Raw genomic sequence first — 12559 nt, 5'->3', positions numbered from 1 at the left:
CGGCCATGCTGGACCGGATGCGTCGACCGCGACCCGACGAGGGCATGACCATTCGCGTGCTCACCGTGGTCCAGGACATAGACACCGACCTGCGCCACGGCCTCGGCGGCCGGGGCGCGCCCTCGGCCGCCCGGCGGCTGCGCCGGCTGCTGGCCGCCCAGGCCGTGGTGCTCGCCGGGCTCGACGGGACCGTGGCCGTCGCGGGGCCCGACCCCGACCCGGACGAGCTGGCCGCGCTCCTCGCCCAGACCTATGAGAACGGCACCCCCGCCCACCGCCCGCCCTGGTCCGCCGTCCCGCTGATCGTCGCGGGCGAGCTGTCCGGCGCGCTCGCCGTCCGCGAGGGCGCCGAGGCCGAGCTGGCCGCCGTCGGCACGCTGGTGTCACGCTCGCTCGACCACGCCGCGCTGCGCCGGGCCCGAGGCCGCATCGCCCAGGCCGAGCTGCGGACGCTGCGCGCCCAGATCTCCCCGCACTTCCTGCACAACGCCCTCTCCGTCATCGGCGCCCGCATCCGCACCGACCCCGCCCGCGCCCGCACGCTGCTCAACGACTTCGCCGACTATCTGCGCTACAGCTTCTCCGCCCAGGGCGACTACGCCACCGTCGCCGACGAACTCCAGGCGATCCAGACCTACTTGGAGCTGCAACGCGCCCGCTTCGACGACCGCATGGAGCTCTCGGTGCGCATGGCCCCCGAGATCCTTCCGGTCGCCATCCCCTTCCTCGTCATCCAGCCCATCGTGGAGAATGCCGTACGACACGGGCTCGAGCCCAAGCCGGGACCCGGCTCGATCAGCGTCTCGGGCTTCGGCGAGGGCCCGCTCTGCGTGATCGAGATCGAGGACGACGGGGTCGGCATGGAGCCCGAGTTCGCCCAGGCCATCCTCGCGGGCTCGGGGGGCCGCGCGGTGGTCTCGCCCGACACGGGCCGCGCGAGCGTCGGCCTCGCCAACGTCGACCAGCGGCTGCGGACCGTGTACGGCCCCGAGTACGGGCTGGTCATCGAGACGGCGCGGGGCGGCGGCACCAAGGTCGTCATCCGGGTGCCGCGCTTCATGCGGGGGGTGGTGGCGAATTGATCGGACAGGCGCTGCGCGCGCTCGTCGTGGAGGACGAGGCGTCCACCAGGGAGGAGCTGGCCGACATGCTGGCCGCCTTCCCCGAGATCCACGCGGTCACCGAGGCCGAGGGCGGCGAGGACGCCATGCGGCTGCTCGGCACCGAGACGTTCGACGCGGTGTTCCTCGACATCTCCATGCCCGGACTCGACGGCATGGCCGTCGCCCGCGTGCTGAGCATGCTCTCCGCGCCGCCCTCCATCGTCTTCGTCACCGCGTCCGAGCACCACGCGGTCGAGGCGTTCGGCATCGGCGCGACCGACTACCTGCTCAAGCCCATACGCCACGAGCGCCTGGCGGAAGCCGTCTCGCGCGCCGGCGCGCAGCGCCGCCCGAGCGCCGGGCCGCCGCCCGCGGACGAGCTGTCCGTCGTCCAGATCGAGAGCGGGCGGCACACGCTGTTCGTGCACCGCGACGACATCCAGTTCGCCGAGGCGCACGGCGACTACGTCAGGCTGCACACGGCGGAGGAGTCCCACCTCATCCGGCTCTCCCTCAGCTACCTGGAGGAGGTCTGGGCCCCCGCGGGCTTCGTCCGCGCCCACCGCGGCTACCTCGTCGCCATCCGCTGGGTCCGCGACCTGCGCGTCACCAGCTCGTCGGGGCTGCTCGCCTCGACGCCCGCGGGCGACGTGCCGGTCAGCAGGCGTCACGCCCGCGCGCTCAAGGAGCGCCTGCTCGCCGCTGTGCGGGACGAGACGAGATGAGAGACGAGACAAGATGAGGGAGGCGGAACGGGCATGAGCGGCCCGCGCCGGGTCAGGGTCACCAGCCCGCAGACCAGGATCGCCCTCTCGCGCGGCCACAGGCCCGCCCAGCACCTGCTGCCCCAGCCCGTCCCCGGCTCGCCCGACGAGGGCGAACTCGCCCATGCCCGCGCGGTGTTCCACCGCCAGCGGCGGCTCGCGGCGCGCACCCTGTGCCTGCTCGCCCTGCTGCTCTTCGGCCTCAGCGGGCTGCTCGGCGCCGCCGCGTGGCTCGGCCGCGTCAGCGTCCTCGGCATCCCGGTCTCCTGGCTGCTGCTGATGGCCGCGAGCTACCCCCTCCTGCTGGTCATCGCCGTGTTCCACGTCCGCGGCGCCGAGCGGATCGAGAGACCTGGACGATCCGGGAGACCTGGGCCATCCGAGAGACCTGGGCCATCCGAAAGACGGGGACCATCCAGGAGACGGGGACGATGACGGCGCTGCTGGCGATCGGCCTGCTCTTCGCCGCGAGCATGGCGATCGGCGTCTACGGCGTCCGCGCCACCCGTTCGACCACCCCGGACTTCCTGGTCGCCTCGCGCCGCGTCTCGCCCGGCTGGAACGCCATGGCCATCGCGGGCGAGTACGTCTCCGCCGCCTCCGTGCTCGGCCTGGCCGGGCTCATGCTCAAGAACGGCATCGGCACGCTCTGGTACGCCGTCGGCTTCACCGCGGGCTATGTCGCCGTCGCCGCCCTGGTCGCCGGGCCGATGCGCCGCTCGGGCGCGTACACCGTGCCCGACTTCGCGGACTACCGTCTTGGCTCCGAACGCATCCGCAAGCTGTGCGCGGTCATCGTGCTCGTCATCATGTGGCTCTACCTCGTGCCGCAGTTCAAGGGCGCGGGCGTCGTGCTCCACCTGGTCAGCGGCACCCCCTACTGGGTCGGGGTCGTGCTCGCGGGCGCCGTGGTCACCGCGTCGATCGCGGCGGGCGGGATGCGCTCGGCCACCTATGTGCAGGGCTTCCACTACGTGGTGAAGCTGCTGTTCATCGCCGTCCCCGCGGTCTTCCTCGTCGCCCACGCCGGGGACGGGGCGCGCACCGAGGCGCTGCGCATGGACGTCTCCGACTGGAGCCGCCCGCTGCTCGACCTGGAGAGCTCGGGCCAACCCCTGCTCGCCACCTGGTCGGTGCTGCTCGCCACCACGCTCGGCGCGGTCGGGCTGCCGCACGTCATCATGCGCTTCCACACGAGCGCGTCGGCGTGGATGGCCCGCAGGGTCGCGGTCGGCGTGATCGTGCTGCTCGGCGTCTTCTATCTCTTCCCCGCCGTCTACGGGCTCCTCGGCCGGGTGTTCACGCCCGAGCTCGTCGACGGCGGCGACACGGACACGGTGACGGTCGTGCTCCCCGGCGAGATCGTGCCGGGTACCTGGGGCTCGGTGCTCACCGCGGTGGTGGCGGCCGGGGCGTTCGCGGCGTTCCTCTCCACGTCGTCCGGGCTGCTGATGGCGCTCGCCGGCGGCCTCTCGCACGACCTGACCCGCCCCAGCGTGCCGCGCCTGCGGCTCGCGGTGGCCGCGGGCGCGCTCGTCGCCGTGCTGCTCTCGCTGCCCGCGCAGCGCGTGGACATCAACGTCGCGGTGGGCTGGGCGTTCGCCGTGGCCGCCTCGACGTTCTGCCCGCTGCTCGTGCTCGGCATCTGGTGGCGCGGCCTCACCCCGGCGGGCGCGGCCGCCGGGCTCGCGGCCGGGGTGTGCGCGGCGACGGGCTCCGCGCTCGCCTCCGTGCTCACGGACCCGGGCCCCGGCTGGCTCGTCGTGCTGCTCGCCCAGCCCGCGGCCTGGACCGTCCCGCTGGCGTTCGCCGTGATGATCGGCGTCTCGCTGCTCGGCCGCCCGCCCGAGTGGGCCGAACGCGCGGTGCTGCGGCTGCACAGCCCGAACGCGTGAGGCGGCCCCGCGCGTCAACGCCGCGCGCCGCCCGACGCGTTGACGTGATCAACGCCACAGCGGAAAGGCATGGACGGATGGGCCGGGCGTCCTGTCGGCCCCGGGCCGATTGGCACCCGTGGCGGGCCTTGTGGCACACTGACCAGGTTGCTCGGTTGAGAGTCGATGCCGCGCGCCTCCCGCCGGGAGGACTGGAAGCGAGTCCCACTGTATTCGTCGCTCCATATACGCCCTGATCAGGGCAGGGGCGGAAATACCGGGATCTTCCGGGAAGCGTGGGCGACGTATCGACCAGGCGCCCGGTGGAAGTTCTCCCCCCACTCCTCGTAGAGGAAACCTCCTCCAGCCCCTCGGCCGGGAGGTTCTTCAGCGGTGACCCATGGGAGCGAGCGCGACACGCCCGACCGCGTGGGTCGGAAGGCGCGGGTTCGGAGACGTCCCGCCGGGGGCCAGGGCGCAAGAGACAGGGATCACGAAGTAGCCATGGCGGGACAGAAGATCCGCATCAGGCTCAAGGCCTACGACCACGAGGTCATCGACAACTCGGCGAAGAAGATCGTCGAGACGGTGACCCGCACGGGTGCGTCGGTCGCGGGCCCGGTGCCGCTGCCCACAGAGAAGAACGTGTACTGCGTCATCAAGTCGCCGCACAAGTACAAGGACTCGCGCGAGCACTTCGAGATGCGCACCCACAAGCGCCTGATCGACATCCTCGACCCGACCCCCAAGACCGTTGACTCGCTGATGCGCCTTGACCTCCCGGCCGGCGTCGACATCGAGATCAAGCTCTGAGAGGCGCGGAAGAGAGATGACCAAGCAGATCAAGGGTGTCCTGGGCGAGAAGCTCGGCATGACCCAGGTCTGGGACGACAACAACCGAGTCGTTCCCGTGACCGTCGTCAAGGCCGGGCCCTGCGTCGTCACCCAGGTGCGCACCAACGACAGGGACGGCTACGAGTCCGTCCAGATCGCGTTCGGCGAGATCGACCCCCGCAAGGTGAACAAGCCCCTCAAGGGCCACTTCGCCAAGGCCGATGTCACCCCCCGCCGCCACCTGGTGGAGATCCGGACCGGCGACGCCGCCGAGTACACGCTCGGCCAGGAAGTCACCGCCGAGGTCTTCGAGTCCGGCGTCCGCGTGGACGTGACCGGCACCAGCAAGGGCAAGGGCACCGCCGGCGTCATGAAGCGCCACGGCTTCAGCGGCCTCGGCTCCTCGCACGGCACCCAGCGCAAGCACCGCTCGCCCGGCTCCATCGGCGGCTGCGCCACCCCGGGCCGCGTGTTCAAGGGCCTGCGCATGGCCGGCCGCATGGGCAACGAGCGCGTCACCACCCAGAACCTGACCGTCCACGCCGTTGACGCGGAGAAGGGCCTGCTGCTCATCAAGGGCGCGGTCCCCGGCCCCAACGGCGGCCTCGTCCTGGTCCGCACCGCGGCCAAGGGGGCCTGAGTTAAGCCATGAGTACCCCGAAGAACATCGACATCCTCTCGCCCGCGGGTGAGAAGGCCGGCACCGTCGAGCTGCCGCCGGAGATCTTCGACGCCAAGGTCAGCGTTCCGCTGATGCACCAGGTCGTCGTCGCCCAGCTGGCCGCCGCGCGCCAGGGCACCCACAAGACCAAGACCCGTGGCGAGGTCCGCGGCGGCGGCAAGAAGCCGTACCGCCAGAAGGGCACGGGCCGTGCCCGCCAGGGCTCGGTGCGCGCACCGCAGTTCACCGGCGGTGGCGTCGTGCACGGGCCCGTGCCGCGCGACTACTCGCAGCGGACCCCCAAGAAGATGAAGGCCGCGGCCCTGCGCGGGGCGCTCACCGACCGCGCCCGCCACGACCGCATCCACGTGGTCACCGGCGTCGTGGACGGCGAGATCTCCACGCGCGCCGCCCGCACGCTGCTCGGCAGGATCAGCGACCGCAAGAAGCTCCTGCTGGTCGCCGAGCGCACCGACGAGACGGCGTGGCGCTCCGCGCGGAACCTTCCGCAGGTGCACCTCATCGACCCGGGCCAGCTCAACACCTACGACGTCCTCGAGTCCGACGACGTGGTGTTCACGAAGGCCGCCTTCGACCGCTTCGTGGCCGGCCCGACGGCCGTCGGCGTCGCGCTCGACAAGAAGCCCGAAGGGAGTGACGCCTGATGAGTGACGTGCTCACCGCCGCCGACATCTCGAGCAAGCACTTCCCGGACCACCACGACATCCTGATCAAGCCCGTGGTGTCCGAGAAGAGCTACGCGCTCCTCGACGAGAACAAGTACACGTTCATCGTCGACCCGCGCGCCAACAAGACCCAGATCAAGCAGGCCGTCCAGGCGGTCTTCTCGGTCAAGGTCACCTCGGTCCACACCATCAACCGGCAGGGCAAGCGCAAGCGGACCCGCACCGGCTACGGCAGGCGCGCGAGCACCAAGCGCGCCATCGTGACCCTCGCCGAGGGCGACAGCATCGACATCTTCGGCGGGCCGATCGCCTCCTAGGCGATGGCCCGTCCGATACCGGACGAGGACACAACATGGGAATCCGCAAGTACAAGCCGACGACTCCGGGCCGTCGTGGCGCCAGCGTCGCCGACTTCGTCGAGGTCACGCGGTCCACGCCGGAGAAGTCGCTGGTCCGCCCCCTGCACAGCAAGGGTGGCCGGGACAACGCCGGTCGCGTCGCCGTGCGCCACCAAGGCGGTGGCCACAAGCGCGCCTACCGCGTGATCGACTTCCGCAGGCACGACAAGGACGGCGTGCCGGCGAAGGTCGCGCACATCGAGTACGACCCGAACCGCACCGCGCGCATCGCGCTCCTGCACTACGCGGACGGCGAGAAGCGCTACATCATCGCGCCGGCCTCCCTCAAGCAGGGCGACCGCGTGGAGAACGGCGCCGGGGCCGACATCAAGCCCGGCAACAACCTGCCGCTGCGCAACATCCCGGTGGGTACCGTCATCCACGCCATCGAGCTCCAGCCGGGCGGCGGCGCCAAGTTCGCCCGCTCCGCGGGTGCCTCGGTGCAGCTGCTCGCCAAGGAGGGCCGCATGGCCCACCTGCGCATGCCCTCGGGCGAGATCCGCCTGGTCGACGTCCGCTGCCGCGCCACCGTGGGCGAGGTCGGCAACGCCGAGCAGTCGAACATCAACTGGGGCAAGGCCGGCCGGATGCGCTGGAAGGGCGTTCGGCCGAGCGTCCGCGGCGTCGTGATGAACCCCGTCGACCACCCGCACGGCGGTGGCGAGGGCCGGACCTCGGGTGGTCGCCACCCGGTCTCGCCCTGGGGCAAGAAGGAAGGCCGTACGCGCTCGCCGAAGAAGGCAAGCAACAAGTACATCGTCCGCCGCCGCAAGACGAACAAGAAGCGCTAGGAGCACGTGCGATGCCGCGCAGTCTCAAGAAGGGGCCCTTCGTCGACGACCACCTGATCAAGAAGGTGGACGCGCAGAACGAGTCCGGTTCCAAGAACGTCATCAAGACCTGGTCGCGCCGCTCGATGATCGTCCCGGCGATGCTGGGCCACACCATCGCGGTGCACGACGGCCGCAAGCATGTCCCGGTGTTCATCAACGAGTCGATGGTCGGCCACAAGCTCGGCGAGTTCGCGCCGACCCGCACCTTCCGCGGCCACGTGAAGGACGACCGCAAGTCACGGCGGCGCTGAGCGGGGTGTGCAGATCATGACCGACTCCCCGACCGACACCGAAGGGACAACCATGGAAGCCAGGGCTATCGCGCGGCACATCCGCGTCACGCCCATGAAGGCCCGCCGTGTGGTGGACCTCATCCGGGGCATGGACGCCACGGAGGCCCAGGCGGTCCTGCGCTTCGCCCCGCAGGCCGCCAGCGTTCCGGTGGGCAAGGTGCTGGCCAGTGCCATCGCCAACGCCACCCACAACTACAACCACCCGGACGTCGACACCCTCTACATCAAGGAGGCCTACGTCGACGAGGGTCCGACCCTGAAGCGGTTCCAGCCGCGCGCCCAGGGCCGCGCCTACCGGATCCGCAAGCGGACCAGCCACATCACGGTGGTCGTCAGCAGCAAGGAAGGGACCCGGTAATGGGCCAGAAGGTAAACCCGCACGGGTTCCGTCTCGGCGTCACGACCGACTTCAAGTCGCGCTGGTACGCCGACAAGCTGTACAAGGACTACGTCAAGGAAGACGTCGCCATCCGCCGCATGCTGACGCAGGGCATGGAGCGCGCGGGCATCTCCAAGGTGGAGATCGAGCGCACCCGTGACCGCGTCCGCGTCGACGTCCACACCGCACGGCCCGGCATCGTCATCGGCCGCCGCGGCGCGGAGGCCGACCGCCTTCGGGGGAACCTGGAGAAGCTGACCGGCAAGCAGATCCAGTTCAACATCCTCGAGGTCAAGAACCCCGAGCTCGACGCCCAGTTGGTGGCCCAGGCGGTCGCCGAGCAGCTGTCGTCCCGCGTCTCGTTCCGGCGTGCCATGCGCAAGTCGATGCAGAGCACGCTCAAGGCCGGCGCCAAGGGCATCAAGATCCAGTGCGGTGGCCGTCTCGGCGGTGCCGAGATGTCCCGCTCGGAGTTCTACCGCGAGGGCCGCGTTCCCCTGCACACCCTGCGCGCCAACGTGGACTACGGCTTCTTCGAGGCCCGCACCACGTTCGGGCGCATCGGCGTCAAGGTCTGGATCTACAAGGGCGACGTGAAGAACATCGCCGAGGTCCGTGCCGAGAACGCCGCGGCCCGCGCGGGCAACCGCCCGGCGCGCGGCGGCCCCGGTGGCGGCGGCGACCGCCCGGCCCGTGGCCGTGGCGAGCGCGGCGGCCGCGGCCGCAGGCCGCAGCAGCAGGGCGCGCCGGCCGCCGAGGCCCCCAGGGCCGAGGCTCCCGCCGCCGCTCAGGGCGGCGAGGGCGCGTCCGGAACGTCCGGAACGGAGAGCTGAGACCATGCTGATCCCTCGCAAGGTCAAGTACCGCAAGCAGCACCACCCCAAGCGGAGGGGTGCCGCCAAGGGCGGCACCGAGGTCGCCTTCGGGGAGTACGGCATCCAGGCCGTCACCGGCGCCTATGTGACCAACCGGCAGATCGAGGCCGCGCGTATCTCGATGACCCGGCACATCAAGCGTGGTGGCAAGGTCTGGATCAACATCTACCCCGACCGTCCGCTGACCAAGAAGCCCGCCGAGACCCGCATGGGTTCCGGCAAGGGCTCTCCCGAGTGGTGGATCGCGAACGTCAAGCCCGGACGCGTGATGTTCGAGCTCTCCTACCCCAACGAGAAGATCGCTCGTGAGGCGCTCATCCGCGCCGCGCACAAGCTTCCGATGAAGTGCCGGATCGTCCGGCGCGAGGCAGGTGAGGCGTGATGGCAGCCGGTACCAAGGTCACCGAGCTGCGGGAGCTGAACAACGACGAGCTCGTTGTGAAGCTGCGCGAGGCGAAGGAGGAGCTGTTCAAGCTCCGCTTCCAGGCGGCGACCGGACAGCTGGAGAACAACAGCCGGCTCAAGGCCGCCCGCAAGGACATCGCCCGGATCTACACCGTGATGCAGGAGCGCGCGCTCGGCATCGAGACGGTGGAGCCCGTCGCCGAGGCGGTGGAGAACGCCTGATGAGTGAGAAGACTGTGACTGAGACGATTGAGCGCGGCCGGCGGAAGACCCGGGAGGGTCTGGTCGTCAGCGACAAGATGGACAAGACCGTCGTCGTCGCTGTCGAGGACCGTGTCAAGCACGCCCTGTACGGCAAGATCATCCGCCGCACGAGCAAGCTCAAGGCGCACGACGAGCAGAATGCCGCCGGCGTCGGTGACCGCGTTCTTCTGATGGAGACCCGTCCGCTGTCCGCGACCAAGCGCTGGCGCGTCGTGGAGATTCTGGAGAAGGCGAAGTAACCAATGATCCAGCAGGAGTCGCGACTGCGCGTCGCCGACAACACGGGAGCCAAGGAGATCTTGTGCATCCGCGTTCTCGGCGGATCCGGGCGCCGCTACGCGGGCATCGGTGACGTCATCGTGGCCACCGTCAAGGACGCGATCCCCGGTGGCAACGTCAAGAAGGGCGATGTCGTCAAGGCCGTCGTCGTGCGCGCCGTGAAGGAGCGTCGGCGCCCCGACGGCTCGTACATCCGCTTCGACGAGAACGCCGCCGTCATTCTGCGGAACGACGGTGACCCCCGTGGCACCCGCATCTTCGGCCCCGTGGGCCGTGAGCTGCGCGAGAAGAGGTTCATGAAGATCATCTCTCTCGCGCCGGAGGTGCTGTGAACATGAAGATCAAGAAGGGTGACCTGGTCCAGGTCATCACCGGCAAGGACAAGGGCAAGCAGGGCAAGGTCATCGTGGCCTTCCCCCGCGAGGAGCGCGTCCTGGTCGAGGGTGTGAACCGGGTCAAGAAGCACGTCAAGTCCGGCACGACCCCGCGCGGTTCCAAGACCGGTGGCATCATCACGACCGAGGCCCCGGTCCATGTGAGCAACGTGGCGCTCGTGGTGGAGAAGGACGGCAAGAAGGTCACCACCCGTATCGGCTACCGCTTCGACGAGGACGGCAACAAGATCCGCGTTGCCCGCCGGACCGGTGAGGACATCAAATGACCACTGCCACCACCACCGCCATTCCGCGCCTGAAGACGCGGTACCGGGAGGAGATCGTCGGCAAGCTGCGCGACGAGTTCGCCTACCCGAACGTCATGCAGGTCCCGGGCCTGACCAAGATCGTGGTCAACATGGGTGTGGGCGACGCCGCCCGCGACTCCAAGCTGATGGAGGGCGCCGTGCGCGACCTCGCCACGATCACCGGTCAGAAGCCGACCGTCACCAAGGCCAGGAAGTCCATCGCGCAGTTCAAGCTGCGCGAGGGGCAGCCGATCGGCGCCCATGTGACGCTGCGCGGCGACCGGATGTGGGAGTTCCTCGACCGGCTGCTCTCGCTGGCGCTGCCGCGCATCCGTGACTTCCGCGGCCTGTCGCCGAAGCAGTTCGACGGCCGCGGGAACTACACGTTCGGTCTCACGGAGCAGGTCATGTTCCACGAGATCGACCCGGACCGCATCGACCGCGTCCGCGGCATGGACATCACCGTGGTCACCACGGCGACCACCGACGACGAGGGCCGCAGCCTGCTGCGTCACCTCGGGTTCCCGTTCAAGGAGGCCTGAGCTGTGACGAGGGCTGAGGATCAGAACAAGGAGGCGTGACCTATGGCGAAGAAGGCTTTGATCGCCAAGGCCAGCCGCAAGCCGAAGTTCGCCGTGCGTGCCTACACGCGCTGCCAGCGGTGCGGTCGGCCCCATTCCGTGTACCGCAAGTTCGGCCTGTGCCGCGTGTGCCTGCGTGAGATGGCGCACCGCGGCGAGCTGCCGGGCGTCACCAAGAGCTCCTGGTAAACACTGCTACGCCGTAGGTCCCGTGCGTGTGCGTGTCCGTCGAGGCGGCACAGCACAGGCGAGGAAACCCCGGCGAGAGAGGCCGAAGGCCGTTACATGACCATGACCGATCCGATCGCGGACATGCTGACCCGTCTGCGGAACGCGAACTCGGCGTACCACGACAACGTGGTGATGCCGCACAGCAAGATCAAGTCGCACATCGCGGAGATCCTCCAGCAGGAGGGCTACATCACCGGGTGGAAGACCGAGGAAGCCCAGGTGGGCAAGCACCTGGTCCTCGAGCTGAAGTACGGCCCGAACCGCGAGCGCTCGATCGCCGGCATCAAGCGCATCTCCAAGCCGGGCCTGCGGGTCTACGCGAAGTCCACGAACCTGCCGAAGGTGCTCGGCGGCCTCGGGGTGGCGATCATCTCCACCTCCAACGGTCTGCTCACCGACAAGCAGGCGCAGAAGAAGGGCGTGGGTGGGGAAGTCCTCGCCTACGTCTGGTGACGGAAGGGAACGGAGGAACAGCATGTCGCGCATTGGCAAGCAGCCGATCCCGGTTCCCGCCGGTGTGGATGTCACGATCGACGGCCGCACGGTCGCGGTGAAGGGCCCCAAGGGCTCGCTGTCGCACACCGTCGTGGCGCCCATCGAGGTGGCCAGGGCCGAGGACGGCACCATCCTGGTGACCCGTCCCAACGACGAGAACAAGATCCGTGCCCTGCACGGTCTTTCCCGCACCCTGGTCGCCAACATGATCACCGGTGTGACCCAGGGATACATCAAGAAGCTGGAGATCAGCGGCGTCGGCTACCGCGTCCAGGCCAAGGGCTCCAACCTGGAGTTCTCGCTCGGCTACAGCCACCCGATTGTGATCGAGCCGCCCGAGGGCATCGCCTTCAAGGTCGAGAACCCCACGCGTTTCAGCGTCGAGGGCATCGACAAGCAGAAGGTCGGCGAGGTCGCCGCGAACATCCGCAAGCTGCGGAAGCCCGACCCGTACAAGGCCAAGGGCGTCAAGTACGAGGGCGAAGTCATCCGCCGCAAGGTCGGAAAGGCTGGTAAGTAGCCATGGCATACGGTGTCAAGATCGCCAAGGGCGACGCCAGGAAGCGCGCGGCGATCAAGCGTCGCCACGTGCGCATCCGCAAGAAGATCTCGGGCACGCCCGAGCGCCCGCGCCTGGTCGTGACGCGCTCCAACCGCCACATGGTGGCGCAGGTCGTGGACGACACCATCGGCCACACGGTCGCGTCGGCGTCCTCGCTCGACGTCTCCATCAGGGGCGTCGACGGCGACAAGAGCGACAAGGCCAAGCACGTCGGCGCGCTCGTGGCCGAGCGGGCGAAGGCCGCGGGCGTCGAGACCGTCGTGTTCGACCGTGGTGGCAGCAGGTACGCCGGGCGGGTCGCCGCACTGGCCGACGCCGCCCGCGAGGCGGGGCTCAAGTTCTGAGCCGGTCCCGTCGACT

22 protein-coding genes are annotated in these 12559 nt (G+C 69.6%); all 22 read left to right on the top strand.

All coding sequences use genetic code 11. The features are described from left to right. Window positions 1-17: 17 nt before the first annotated feature. The 22 genes from D7318_RS18425 to rplR all read left to right on the top strand — a co-directional run bounded on the left by D7318_RS18425 (window position 18) and on the right by rplR (window position 12543). Window positions 18-1082: a sensor histidine kinase gene (locus D7318_RS18425; RefSeq protein ID WP_230423861.1), complete on the top strand. Its 1065-nt coding sequence runs from the start codon at window positions 18-20 to the stop codon at window positions 1080-1082. After that, window positions 1079-1828 (top strand): LytR/AlgR family response regulator transcription factor, encoded by a 750-nt coding sequence (locus D7318_RS18420; protein ID WP_268987349.1) that lies wholly within the window; start codon window positions 1079-1081, stop codon window positions 1826-1828. Before D7318_RS18425 ends, D7318_RS18420 begins: the two co-directional genes overlap by 4 nt. A gap of 33 nt (window positions 1829-1861) precedes the next feature. Next, entirely contained in the window at window positions 1862-2302 is a 441-nt protein-coding gene (locus tag D7318_RS18415) for a hypothetical protein (protein WP_120698215.1), read from the top strand. Beyond that, on the top strand, window positions 2299-3762 hold the full coding sequence (locus tag D7318_RS18410; RefSeq protein ID WP_120698214.1) for a sodium/solute symporter: 1464 nt from the start codon (window positions 2299-2301) through the stop codon (window positions 3760-3762). The genes D7318_RS18415 and D7318_RS18410 overlap by 4 nt, the downstream gene beginning before the upstream one ends. A gap of 483 nt (window positions 3763-4245) precedes the next feature. Next, entirely contained in the window at window positions 4246-4554 is a 309-nt protein-coding gene (gene rpsJ / locus D7318_RS18405) for a 30S ribosomal protein S10 (RefSeq protein ID WP_016473429.1), read from the top strand. Between the two features lie 16 nt (window positions 4555-4570). Continuing rightward, window positions 4571-5215 carry a 50S ribosomal protein L3 gene (rplC, locus tag D7318_RS18400; RefSeq protein WP_120698213.1) on the top strand — a complete coding sequence of 215 codons (645 nt, stop codon included), beginning with the start codon at window positions 4571-4573 and terminating at the stop codon, window positions 5213-5215. A gap of 8 nt (window positions 5216-5223) precedes the next feature. Next, window positions 5224-5901 carry a 50S ribosomal protein L4 gene (gene rplD, locus D7318_RS18395; protein ID WP_120698212.1) on the top strand — a complete coding sequence of 226 codons (678 nt, stop codon included), beginning with the start codon at window positions 5224-5226 and terminating at the stop codon, window positions 5899-5901. After that, complete coding sequence (gene rplW, locus D7318_RS18390; RefSeq protein WP_120698211.1) at window positions 5901-6239, top strand: 50S ribosomal protein L23; 339 nt, start codon at window positions 5901-5903, stop codon at window positions 6237-6239. The genes rplD and rplW overlap by 1 nt, the downstream gene beginning before the upstream one ends. 35 nt (window positions 6240-6274) lie before the next feature. Further along, on the top strand, window positions 6275-7111 hold the full coding sequence (rplB, locus tag D7318_RS18385) for a 50S ribosomal protein L2 (RefSeq protein ID WP_120698210.1): 837 nt from the start codon (window positions 6275-6277) through the stop codon (window positions 7109-7111). Window positions 7112-7122: 11 nt separating this feature from the next. Further along, window positions 7123-7404, top strand: a complete 282-nt coding sequence (gene rpsS, locus D7318_RS18380) for a 30S ribosomal protein S19 (protein WP_113689451.1) — start codon at window positions 7123-7125, stop codon at window positions 7402-7404. Between the two features lie 52 nt (window positions 7405-7456). Continuing rightward, window positions 7457-7804: a 50S ribosomal protein L22 gene (rplV, locus tag D7318_RS18375; RefSeq protein WP_113689494.1), complete on the top strand. Its 348-nt coding sequence runs from the start codon at window positions 7457-7459 to the stop codon at window positions 7802-7804. Then, on the top strand, window positions 7804-8658 hold the full coding sequence (rpsC, locus tag D7318_RS18370; protein WP_120698209.1) for a 30S ribosomal protein S3: 855 nt from the start codon (window positions 7804-7806) through the stop codon (window positions 8656-8658). The genes rplV and rpsC overlap by 1 nt, the downstream gene beginning before the upstream one ends. 4 nt (window positions 8659-8662) lie before the next feature. Further along, entirely contained in the window at window positions 8663-9082 is a 420-nt protein-coding gene (gene rplP / locus D7318_RS18365; RefSeq protein ID WP_049567363.1) for a 50S ribosomal protein L16, read from the top strand. Further along, a complete protein-coding gene (gene rpmC, locus D7318_RS18360; RefSeq protein ID WP_113689454.1) occupies window positions 9082-9327 on the top strand; it encodes a 50S ribosomal protein L29 in 246 nt (81 codons plus the stop codon). Before rplP ends, rpmC begins: the two co-directional genes overlap by 1 nt. Continuing rightward, the gene (gene rpsQ / locus D7318_RS18355) at window positions 9327-9608 is read left to right on the top strand and encodes a 30S ribosomal protein S17 (protein WP_049567370.1); all 282 of its coding nucleotides are present in this window, start codon (window positions 9327-9329) and stop codon (window positions 9606-9608) included. The genes rpmC and rpsQ overlap by 1 nt, the downstream gene beginning before the upstream one ends. 3 nt (window positions 9609-9611) lie before the next feature. After that, entirely contained in the window at window positions 9612-9980 is a 369-nt protein-coding gene (gene rplN / locus D7318_RS18350) for a 50S ribosomal protein L14 (protein ID WP_049567372.1), read from the top strand. Between the two features lie 2 nt (window positions 9981-9982). Then, on the top strand, window positions 9983-10309 hold the full coding sequence (gene rplX / locus D7318_RS18345; RefSeq protein ID WP_120698208.1) for a 50S ribosomal protein L24: 327 nt from the start codon (window positions 9983-9985) through the stop codon (window positions 10307-10309). Next, a complete protein-coding gene (gene rplE / locus D7318_RS18340) occupies window positions 10306-10872 on the top strand; it encodes a 50S ribosomal protein L5 (RefSeq protein ID WP_113689456.1) in 567 nt (188 codons plus the stop codon). Before rplX ends, rplE begins: the two co-directional genes overlap by 4 nt. A gap of 42 nt (window positions 10873-10914) precedes the next feature. Next, on the top strand, window positions 10915-11100 hold the full coding sequence (locus tag D7318_RS18335) for a type Z 30S ribosomal protein S14 (RefSeq protein WP_113689457.1): 186 nt from the start codon (window positions 10915-10917) through the stop codon (window positions 11098-11100). A 96-nt stretch (window positions 11101-11196) separates the two neighbouring features. Beyond that, window positions 11197-11595 carry a 30S ribosomal protein S8 gene (gene rpsH / locus D7318_RS18330; protein ID WP_120698207.1) on the top strand — a complete coding sequence of 133 codons (399 nt, stop codon included), beginning with the start codon at window positions 11197-11199 and terminating at the stop codon, window positions 11593-11595. 22 nt (window positions 11596-11617) lie between these two features. Beyond that, on the top strand, window positions 11618-12157 hold the full coding sequence (gene rplF / locus D7318_RS18325; protein WP_120698206.1) for a 50S ribosomal protein L6: 540 nt from the start codon (window positions 11618-11620) through the stop codon (window positions 12155-12157). Window positions 12158-12159: 2 nt separating this feature from the next. Continuing rightward, window positions 12160-12543 (top strand): 50S ribosomal protein L18, encoded by a 384-nt coding sequence (gene rplR / locus D7318_RS18320; RefSeq protein WP_120698205.1) that lies wholly within the window; start codon window positions 12160-12162, stop codon window positions 12541-12543. The last annotated feature ends 16 nt before the right edge of the window (window positions 12544-12559 follow it).

The organism is Streptomyces radicis, from assembly GCF_003626575.1.
Lineage (GTDB): Bacteria > Actinomycetota > Actinomycetes > Streptomycetales > Streptomycetaceae > Streptomyces > Streptomyces radicis.
The sequence above is the reverse complement of the archived record's forward strand: the minus strand, read 5'-3'. Positions and strand labels throughout refer to the sequence as shown.

What these genes read in the sequence shown, in the direction of transcription:
- rpsC (WP_120698209.1), top strand. Translation starts at nt 7,804, where the DNA reads ATGGGCCAGAAGGTAAACCCGCACGGGTTCCGTCTCGGCGTCACGACC.
- rpsH (WP_120698207.1), top strand. Translation starts at nt 11,197, where the DNA reads ATGACCATGACCGATCCGATCGCGGACATGCTGACCCGTCTGCGGAAC.
- rplB (WP_120698210.1), top strand. Translation starts at nt 6,275, where the DNA reads ATGGGAATCCGCAAGTACAAGCCGACGACTCCGGGCCGTCGTGGCGCC.
- D7318_RS18335 (WP_113689457.1), top strand. Translation starts at nt 10,915, where the DNA reads ATGGCGAAGAAGGCTTTGATCGCCAAGGCCAGCCGCAAGCCGAAGTTC.
- rplV (WP_113689494.1), top strand. Translation starts at nt 7,457, where the DNA reads ATGGAAGCCAGGGCTATCGCGCGGCACATCCGCGTCACGCCCATGAAG.
- rplN (WP_049567372.1), top strand. Translation starts at nt 9,612, where the DNA reads ATGATCCAGCAGGAGTCGCGACTGCGCGTCGCCGACAACACGGGAGCC.
- rpsJ (WP_016473429.1), top strand. Translation starts at nt 4,246, where the DNA reads ATGGCGGGACAGAAGATCCGCATCAGGCTCAAGGCCTACGACCACGAG.
- rpsQ (WP_049567370.1), top strand. Translation starts at nt 9,327, where the DNA reads ATGAGTGAGAAGACTGTGACTGAGACGATTGAGCGCGGCCGGCGGAAG.
- rplW (WP_120698211.1), top strand. Translation starts at nt 5,901, where the DNA reads ATGAGTGACGTGCTCACCGCCGCCGACATCTCGAGCAAGCACTTCCCG.
- D7318_RS18415 (WP_120698215.1), top strand. Translation starts at nt 1,862, where the DNA reads ATGAGCGGCCCGCGCCGGGTCAGGGTCACCAGCCCGCAGACCAGGATC.
- rplE (WP_113689456.1), top strand. Translation starts at nt 10,306, where the DNA reads ATGACCACTGCCACCACCACCGCCATTCCGCGCCTGAAGACGCGGTAC.
- rplF (WP_120698206.1), top strand. Translation starts at nt 11,618, where the DNA reads ATGTCGCGCATTGGCAAGCAGCCGATCCCGGTTCCCGCCGGTGTGGAT.
- D7318_RS18425 (WP_230423861.1), top strand. Translation starts at nt 18, where the DNA reads ATGCGTCGACCGCGACCCGACGAGGGCATGACCATTCGCGTGCTCACC.
- rplD (WP_120698212.1), top strand. Translation starts at nt 5,224, where the DNA reads ATGAGTACCCCGAAGAACATCGACATCCTCTCGCCCGCGGGTGAGAAG.
- rplP (WP_049567363.1), top strand. Translation starts at nt 8,663, where the DNA reads ATGCTGATCCCTCGCAAGGTCAAGTACCGCAAGCAGCACCACCCCAAG.
- D7318_RS18410 (WP_120698214.1), top strand. Translation starts at nt 2,299, where the DNA reads ATGACGGCGCTGCTGGCGATCGGCCTGCTCTTCGCCGCGAGCATGGCG.
- rpsS (WP_113689451.1), top strand. Translation starts at nt 7,123, where the DNA reads ATGCCGCGCAGTCTCAAGAAGGGGCCCTTCGTCGACGACCACCTGATC.
- rplX (WP_120698208.1), top strand. Translation starts at nt 9,983, where the DNA reads ATGAAGATCAAGAAGGGTGACCTGGTCCAGGTCATCACCGGCAAGGAC.
- rplC (WP_120698213.1), top strand. Translation starts at nt 4,571, where the DNA reads ATGACCAAGCAGATCAAGGGTGTCCTGGGCGAGAAGCTCGGCATGACC.
- rpmC (WP_113689454.1), top strand. Translation starts at nt 9,082, where the DNA reads ATGGCAGCCGGTACCAAGGTCACCGAGCTGCGGGAGCTGAACAACGAC.
- rplR (WP_120698205.1), top strand. Translation starts at nt 12,160, where the DNA reads ATGGCATACGGTGTCAAGATCGCCAAGGGCGACGCCAGGAAGCGCGCG.